Below are 5,136 nucleotides of genomic sequence, written 5' to 3' on the forward strand. Positions count from 1 at the left end.
CTATGATTATGTCAAATCACATTGCTAGCGTTGTAGACGACCCCACTGACCCGTCCGTCCAAGCAATTTCGTTCCCATTTCCAAGGTAATGTTCGGCCAACCGCGATGCCAAACCAGTACAGACCTACTGGCCATCGGCGGATTTTGGTCAGTCCGCCACTTCTCACTTTCGCTCCGCAATCTTCTCGAGCGCTTTGCGAGCATCCGGAAAGTGCTCTTTGGCCTGCTCAAGCGTAAGAAAATACGGAGCACGCGCTTCTGCAACAATCTCTAGAAACTGGCCACAATTCATGCACCGGTACAACTCCGCATGCCTGGAAATATTTATACCCAAATATTCATAGCTAGAGCGCGTTCCACCAAAGCTGCGACACTTTTCGCACGACATCAAAATCTCCCAATTGGAGTCCAGCTTCCATCTTGTGCGCGTCGTCGATGAACCGCATGCGGTCGATGCTTCGCCATCGCCCGTCCTTAGCGCATCAGCATCGCAAAGAAGATTGCGGCGAGGTACAGCGCAATGCCGTAGTACAGGTGCGTGATAACGCCCTGGCGCCGTGCCGCCCAGGGATCCGGCGTGCGCGAGCACAGAACACCCATACCGAACGCAGGCACGACGATGAAGAACGGTACCGCGAGCGTGAGAAATCCTGCTGCGATCGCGGCTGCCCACGTTGGGCTGGCAATCCAGTCCGTGCCGCCACCGAGCAGGATCGGCAAGAACCCAAACGCCGCGCCCAATGCGTAATGGGCGATCCAGCCGATCGCTTTTTCGCCCGGAATCGGAGGCGACGCGAAAATCGGCTTGTGGAAGAATTGCCCGCGTGCCATGTGCCCGATCCAGCGGCCCACGACATCGAAGCCGTAATTCGGTACCTTGAACGCCTTTTCGAGAAACACGGCCCACACATCCGACAGCGCCGTGGCAGTCAGGCCGATAAAAACGCCTGCGATGATGATGTCACTCATGGTTTTTCTCTCTGCTTTCTGGATACGAAGCGCGTCGACGCCACCTGCATCGAGTCGCGCTGTCCACGTATCGGGACGAAGCCACCACCGAAGGATCGAGCGACGGCGGCGCACGTTGCGCCGCCATCGCTGAAACGCCCTGTTCGCCGGCAACCTACTGCGCGTTCAGAATCATGTTCAGCACGCGCCGCAGCGGTTCAGCCGCCCCCCATAGCAATTGATCGCCCGTGGTCAACACGCTGTACATCTGCGGCTCGACGTTGAGGCGGCGCAGTCTGCCCACGCCGATCTTCAGCGATCCGCTGACGGCGGCCGGCGACAGCCGCTGGATCGTTTCCTCCCGGGTGTTCGGCACAAAATCGATCCACTCGTGCGCATCGCGAATCAGCGTTTCAAGACGATCGAGTTCGACGTTCTCCTTCAGCTTCAGCGTGATCGCGGCCGAGTGGCTCTGCAGCGCAGCGACGCGAACGCAGAGTCCGTCAACCCGGATCGTGCCCGGCGGCAGCCCGAGGATCTTGTTCGTCTCGACTTCACCCTTCCATTCCTCACGGCTCACGCCGTTGCCGAGGTCGCTGTCGATCCACGGAATGATGCTGCCCGCGAGGGGCGCGCCGAACGCTTCGATCGGGTAGTCGCTCGCGCGTGACGCTGCGTGTGCTTTCGCCAGCACGTCGAGCACCGGCGTGCCGGGATCAGCAAGATCGTTGTCGACGCACCTGGCGACGGCCGACATCTGGCCGAGCAGTTCCTTCACATGCTGTGCGCCGGCGCCCGACGCCGCCTGGTAGGTCATCATGCTCATCCATTCGACGAGTCCGGCGCGGAACAGCCCGGTCAGACCGATGAGCGAGAGCGTGATCGAGCAGTTGCCGCCGATGTAGTTACGCACGCCCGCAGCGATGCCGGCCTCGATCTGTTCACGGTTGACCGGGTCGAGCACGATGATCGAATCGTCATCCATCCGCTTCGCGGACGCCGCATCGATCCAGAAACCGCTCCAACCCGACGCGCGCAGCACCGGATACACCGCCTTCGTGTAGTCGCCGCCCTGGCAGGTGATGATGATGTCCATCTCGCCGAGGCTTTCGACCGAGTTCGCATCGAGCAGACGGTGTTCGGCGCCCAGCGGGTCACGATACGTGCGCCCTGCCGCCGACGTGCTGAAATATGTCGGCGATATTCTCGAAAAATCCCCCTCTTCGCGCATCCGCTTCAGCAGCATGGAACCCACCATGCCGCGCCAACCCACCAGTCCGACCTTCATCATTGTTTCCCCTGCCTTATCAAAATTGTTTCCATCCTCTTCAATCCCGGTACTCAAGATGAATCCAGATTTCAACTGCGCATGCACCGTCCTCGGGTCGAGAGGCCCTAATCTTAATCATTTGCATATTTTCAGGTATTGATTAATTAAAAACCCCATACAACGGGAGGTTTCTAATGTCATTAATCCACACCCCAAGCCGAAATCGAATTCGAGTGGTAATCAATTGCGTCGAAATCACCTTCCGGGGCGGAGTGTGAGCCACCCTGACCTGCCACCCGTGGCGGTGCCCTGAAGGATTTTTCGGGCGAATCATCGACTGGCACCTGCCCGTACACGCCGAGCGCCACGATGAAGCGAGACCGGACGGTTCGGGATACGGCGACGCTCAACGCGACGAGCCGGCCATCGCCAGGGCCGATGAACGTCCCCGCAGCCATTTGCCGTCACGTGAAAATATTCACGCCCGCCCGCGCACAAGTTGCATCGCAACCTCAGCCACGCGTTGCCCCAGATGGCGCGCCGTGGCCAGATCCGATTCCGGCGGCACGACATCGGCGGCCTGATCGACATTGGATTGCGCCCCGGCACCGAGCCAGAATCCCAGGCGATTCAAGTCCTGATCCGAGCCGGTGGTGGAGTTGTTCGCCGGCGGCAGCGCAAGGTTGACCCAGTGCATGCCGTGCTGGGCGGCAAACAGCGCGATCTGGATCAAGGTGGCCAGCTTGTCGCCGGCGTGAGCGCCCGAGTTTGTAAACCCGGCAGCGACCTTGTCTTTCCATGCGCCCTTGGCCAGGACGGCGTTCGAGGTCGCCTCCTGAAAAGTCTTGAATGCTGCGGACACGCTGGCCATATAGGTCGGCGAGCCAAAGATGATGCCCTCCGCCAATGCCAGATCGTCCCAGCGAGACGGCGCCTCCTCGGTGGTCAGGAGAAGCGCTTCTGCGCCTTGAATGCGTTCTACGCCCGCGCGCACCGCGTCGGCCTGCCTGGCGGTGTGGCCATACAGGCTGTGATAGATGATTGCGATTCGGACAGTCGACATACCTGCTATTCCTTGAACGTGCGGCCGAAGCCGATGGCTTGCGCCAGGCAAGCATGCCCCCTGGGGCCGGCCGTCCGGCAGGCCCCATCGGGAAGAAGAAAGCGTTGATGTTCAGTCGCCGGAACTAGCCGATGAGCTGATCCAGTTTGTCGAGAAAGCGAGGCCAGGCCGCGCCGAGGCGCACGTAGCTGAGCGCGGTTGGAGAAGGAAAACCCGACTGCTCCATGTGCAGCAAGGTGCCGCCCTCATGTGGCGTCAAGGTCCAGGTGACGATCGTCTTCAGCCCGCTCGCGGATTCCGTGCCATCGCCCCAGCGATAGCTGAGCAGCCGCTCCGGCTCCACCGCGATGACCTGACAATTCGTGATGCCCGACCACCCGGGCAACGGCGTCGCGCGCAACGTAAAGCGGTGACCGACCTCAGGCACGAAGTCGTTGGCCATCAGCCACTCCTCGATCAACCACGATTGCGTGAGTGCGCGCCACACTTTTTCGGGCGGATGCCGAAGGCTCCGCTCCACGACCAGGCTGTGCGATTCTCGCGACGCAGTCATGTGTCCATCCTGTCCAGCAGGTCGGACAACGCGTCGATTCGATCCCGCCAGAAGACGCCGTAGACGCCGAGCCAGTCGATCAACGGCGCGAGCCCCTCCGAACGGGCACGGTAATAGGTTTCTCGTCCTTCCGGGCGCCCTTCCACCAGCCCGGCCTGTCGCAACACGGCCAGATGCTTGGACACGGCGGGCTGCGATACGCCCGCATGCGCGGTCAGTCGTCCGACGGTCTGCTCGCCTTCATGGGAAAGCCGTTGAAAAATAGCCCGGCGGGTCGGCTCGCTCAACGCGGCGAACAGGTCGTTGGCAGTAGGTTCCAATCCATAGCTCAAAGGTTATGAATCTGAATGATAACTGTAGAGTTATGGATTTTCAACCCCGCAACCTGTCATTTGCCAGGACGAGTCGATGCAACGGATTTCGACGCATCGTCGCCCGTGTCGCCGAGCGGGATGTGATGCTCGTTGCCTTGATCGCCGTCGTGTTGATCATCGAAGGGTTGCACTAGCGCGAACAAGTCACGGCAACGTGTTGCGCTCACGCAGCCGGATTCATCCACTCCGTCAGCCCTTCGCGCGCATTCAATTCCAGGAATGTCGGCATCCCGCGAAGGTGCTGGATATAGCGCGCCAGATGCGGCCACGTCGTTGCCGGGCGCGGCATGTTACGCGTCCAGCGCATGAGCATCAGCGCCAGGAAGTCGACCGTGCTCAACCGATCGTCGATCAAATACGACCGACCGTCGGACAACAGATTGTCGAGATGCGCCATCGACGCCTCGACTTGCCCCTGCGAAAACACCTTCACCATGTCAGCGCATCGCGGATCGCCATCCGTCTCCGCATAAAACCAGTTTCGCATTGCGGGTAGAACGGAATTGGCAAGATAGATCATCGTCTCGAACCACGCGGCACGTTCAGGCGAGCCCGGATGCGGAGCCAGGCCCGACTCCGGATGACGTTCGGCGAGCAGCATCAGCAAGGCAGCCGATTCGGTCCGCGGCATGCCGTCGACGACCAGCGTCGGCACTCGGCCGGAGGGATTCAACCGCAGGTACTCGGGCGTATGCTGCGCACCCGTATCGATATCGACGAGTCGCGTTTCGAACGGCACGCCGAGTTCGATCAGCATCCAGTGCACGGCCATGCTTGCCGCGCCGGGCGAGTAATACAGAACGTAGGACATGGCCTGAGTTCGTCTCCTTGAGTTGAACCATCCGTGAGCCGTCTGCACGACGACCGTACGTCACCAAACGCACGAAAATCGGCTAGCGAAGCTGCGTCACTCCCCCACCGCCTCCGC

General features: G+C 60.7%; 6 protein-coding genes. All 6 read right to left on the reverse strand.

Annotation, left to right across the window (positions count from 1 at the left end; all coding sequences use genetic code 11):
• Positions 1–474: 474 nt before the first annotated feature.
• The 6 genes from JYJ84_RS27965 to JYJ84_RS27990 all read right to left on the reverse strand — a co-directional run bounded on the left by JYJ84_RS27965 (position 475) and on the right by JYJ84_RS27990 (position 5,019).
• Positions 475–1,083, reverse strand: a complete 609-nt coding sequence (locus tag JYJ84_RS27965) for a DUF2938 family protein (RefSeq protein ID WP_240201909.1) — start codon at positions 1,081–1,083, stop codon at positions 475–477.
• Positions 1,084–1,123: 40 nt separating this feature from the next.
• Positions 1,124–2,236 carry an aspartate-semialdehyde dehydrogenase gene (gene asd / locus JYJ84_RS27970; protein WP_205185571.1) on the reverse strand — a complete coding sequence of 371 codons (1,113 nt, stop codon included), beginning with the start codon at positions 2,234–2,236 and terminating at the stop codon, positions 1,124–1,126.
• 460 nt (positions 2,237–2,696) lie between these two features.
• Positions 2,697–3,281 carry a flavodoxin family protein gene (locus tag JYJ84_RS27975; RefSeq protein ID WP_122945453.1) on the reverse strand — a complete coding sequence of 195 codons (585 nt, stop codon included), beginning with the start codon at positions 3,279–3,281 and terminating at the stop codon, positions 2,697–2,699.
• Between the two features lie 124 nt (positions 3,282–3,405).
• On the reverse strand, positions 3,406–3,834 hold the full coding sequence (locus JYJ84_RS27980) for an SRPBCC domain-containing protein (protein ID WP_122945454.1): 429 nt from the start codon (positions 3,832–3,834) through the stop codon (positions 3,406–3,408).
• Positions 3,831–4,166 (reverse strand): ArsR/SmtB family transcription factor, encoded by a 336-nt coding sequence (locus JYJ84_RS27985; RefSeq protein ID WP_374102138.1) that lies wholly within the window; start codon positions 4,164–4,166, stop codon positions 3,831–3,833. The genes JYJ84_RS27980 and JYJ84_RS27985 overlap by 4 nt, the downstream gene beginning before the upstream one ends.
• A gap of 205 nt (positions 4,167–4,371) precedes the next feature.
• Positions 4,372–5,019 (reverse strand): glutathione S-transferase family protein, encoded by a 648-nt coding sequence (locus JYJ84_RS27990; protein WP_175221808.1) that lies wholly within the window; start codon positions 5,017–5,019, stop codon positions 4,372–4,374.
• Positions 5,020–5,136 lie beyond the last annotated feature (117 nt).

Origin of the sequence: Burkholderia sp. LMG 13014, from assembly GCF_905232215.1 — a bacterium.
GTDB lineage: Bacteria > Pseudomonadota > Gammaproteobacteria > Burkholderiales > Burkholderiaceae > Burkholderia.